The organism is Acidisoma sp. S159, from assembly GCF_009766125.1.
Taxonomy (GTDB): Bacteria; Pseudomonadota; Alphaproteobacteria; order Acetobacterales; family Acetobacteraceae; genus Acidisoma.
The window spans coordinates 649-3425 of sequence record NZ_LMUG01000026.1; the positions used below are offsets into that span (position 1 = coordinate 649).

The window sequence follows — 2777 nt, forward strand, 5'->3', positions numbered from 1 at the left end:
CACGAAGCTCGATAACGTCGGGCACGCGCGCCGAAAACCTAAGCGAAACGGCGGAACACAAGATCTAGATGGACTCGGTCGTCACCACTACGCATCCAAACCCCGCTCGCCCCGAACAGCTATCGACCCGCATCATTTTCCTGATCGCCGGTTTTGGTGCGGCGGCGTGGGCACCGCTAGTTCCCTTTGCCAAGGCGCGGACCGGCATAGGAGACGGCGAACTCGGCCTTCTGCTGCTTTGCCTGGGGATGGGCTCGTTCGTTGCAATGCCCCTGGCGGGCGCTTTGGCGGCTCGTTTCGGGTGCCGGCGCGTGCTCACAGGTGCAGCATTGGTGATCTGTTTAGCCTTACCTTTCTTGGCGACGGTCTCCAGCCCGCGTCTACTGATCGCCGCCCTGTTCGTATTTGGCGCAGGCCTCGGCTCCTTCGACGTGACCATCAACATCCAGGCAGTGATCGTTGAACGCGCGAGCGGTCGATCGATGATGTCAGGGTTTCACGGGCTTTACAGCGTCGGAGGCATCGTCGGCGCTGCCGGTGTAACGGCGTTCCTTGGTGCGGGTGCCTCGCCGCTAGTCGCGACGCTTTGTGTGGTTGTCTGTCTTTTAGTCGCATTGGCTTATTCCGCACCGAACATGCTGTCCTATGGGACGAAGCGTGAGGGTCCGGCTTTCGCCTTTCCCCATGGTGTGGTGCTTTTCATTGGGCTGCTCTGTTTCGTAGCATTCCTCGCAGAAGGCGCCATGTTAGATTGGAGTGCGGTCTTTCTTACTTCAGTGCATGCCATGAAGCCTTCTCTCGCTGGCCTCGGGTACGCCGCCTTTGCATCTACGATGACAGTTGGACGGTTGACCGGCGACAGGATCGTGCAGCGTCTTGGCGGTTCCATCGTCATCGGCATTGGAGGTCTACTCGCCGCGGGCGGCTTCACATTGGCGACACTGGTGCCGTCCTGGCAGGTCGCGTTGATCGGTTACGCACTAGTGGGAGTCGGTTGCTCGAACATAGTGCCTGTCCTGTTCACCACTGTAGGACGCCAGAACATCATGCCGGAGAGTGTGGCTATCCCTGCGATCGCGACCCTGGGTTTCGGGGGCGTTCTCATCGGCCCCGCAGCTATTGGCTTCGTGGCCCATGCAATCAATCTGCCGGCGGCGTTCTTGATCCTGGCGGTGCTGTTGATCGGCGTTGCCGCGGGGAGCCAGCGGCTGAGGGTCTAGACTAGGCCCCGGCTCCGCTCGGAACCCGGGTCGCCCAATAGATCCGAGAGCGTGTCGCGCGCTCGGCAGTCACCGTTGCGGGGCCGCGCGCCCGATTAGAAATATCACCGGCCCGGTCAGTGTAGTGAGCCCGACATGGCAACCCTCCCGGTACAATAGGCCCGCCGTCCATCGCACAAGAGTCAACACGCGAACCGTCCTTATCGCGTGTTGATCGTGCCTCCTTCGACTGCCAACCGGAGCGGGCTCCGACCTCTCCCGGCCTGAGCTAAAGATCTAATTTGACGAGGTAGGGGAAGGACCCTCCCCCTCCCACCTCGCGCAAAACGCCAGAACGTCGGAAGATTGGAAGTCTCCGAGCCTGGCCATGATGGTTTCGAACTCCCAATCCCACCACGCCATCCGCTGCAGCCGCGCCGCGATCTCCGCAGGAAACCTTGAACGGATGGGCTTCGCCGGCACGCCGCCAACAATCATATAGGGCTGCACATCCTTCGTCACCACCGCGCCGGCCGCCAGCACTGCGCCGTCGCCGACCGTCACGCCCGGCAGAACGATCACGCCGTGCCCGATCCACACGTCGTTCCCAATCACCACGCGGTCAGCATGACGGTCGGCAAAGAAGCCCGCGTCGCGCTTGGCCGCGGCGCTGTAGTATTCGGGGCAGTAGGTGAAGCGGTGCAGCGATGGCCGGTCAATTGGATGGTTCACCGCGCCGATCCGCACGGATGCCGCGATCGCGCAGAACTTTCCGATCACCGCGTCGCCGACCATGCAGTTTGGGCCGATATAGCTGGCATCGCCCAGGCTGGAATACTCGACCGCGCTGTTCTGCAAGATCTCACACCGCGCGCCGACCACCGCCTCCCGCAGTGTGACGCTGGCATGGATGAAGGTCTCGGCTAGTCTAGGCGAGCGCGCCGCGGACTGCACATCGCTCATGGCGTGCAAACGACCAGGCGCAGCGAGCCGTGACATTCAGACTGCCCGCGCAGATCACCGCAGCCCGTATCCGGTTGTTATCCTCCCTATACCGTGTCGCGCTCATCTCTCGTGCCTTCACCAGGGCGAAAACGGCGGTGTTAGGCGCTGGGCGTCAATGGTGGCAAGACCTAAGAAACGGGGGCCGGAAATGTTTTAAAAGTGACATCACCCACTGACCCCGCCGATAACTTCACCGAGACCCGTGAGATGCCACTCGCCCTTTTCGGCGACCAGTCAACAGGCGAGGACTGTTCCTCGCGTTTAAGGGTGCCACCGGCCAAGCCCTCATGCACAGTGACATGGCAAAAGACGGCCTAGCGTGGCAGGCGACTTCATCAAATAGGATGGTTCCATTCATAATGTAGGTTCACTTTCCTACCGATGGAGAGCTTCAGCATGTCTGTCCAGTCGATCGAACACTACCCGGCTACGGCCGCGTTGGGATGGCTCAAGAACTACTATTTCATGCGCTTTGCCTTTTCGGCAGTGTGGGTTGCGCTAGTGTCCTGGCCGAGAAATAACTAGACACCTTCGCGTGGCTATGATTCGCTGAGTTCCTGGCAGCGCAGGAGA

General features: G+C 60.9%; 2 protein-coding genes. One reads left to right on the forward strand and one right to left on the reverse strand.

Features of this window, described 5'->3' with window-relative positions; genetic code table 11:
- Nucleotides 1-68: 68 nt before the first annotated feature.
- Nucleotides 69-1220 (forward strand): MFS transporter, encoded by a 1152-nt coding sequence (locus GSQ92_RS07555; protein ID WP_159013281.1) that lies wholly within the window; start codon nt 69-71, stop codon nt 1218-1220.
- A 276-nt stretch (nt 1221-1496) separates the two neighbouring features.
- Here the strand turns inward: GSQ92_RS07555 and GSQ92_RS07560 are convergent, their stop codons facing one another.
- A complete protein-coding gene (locus GSQ92_RS07560; RefSeq protein ID WP_159013282.1) occupies nt 1497-2198 on the reverse strand; it encodes a DapH/DapD/GlmU-related protein in 702 nt (233 codons plus the stop codon).
- Nucleotides 2199-2777 lie beyond the last annotated feature (579 nt).

What these genes read in the sequence shown, in the direction of transcription:
- GSQ92_RS07555 (WP_159013281.1), top strand. Translation starts at nt 69, where the DNA reads ATGGACTCGGTCGTCACCACTACGCATCCAAACCCCGCTCGCCCCGAA.
- GSQ92_RS07560 (WP_159013282.1), bottom strand. Translation starts at nt 2,198, where the DNA reads ATGTCACGGCTCGCTGCGCCTGGTCGTTTGCACGCCATGAGCGATGTG.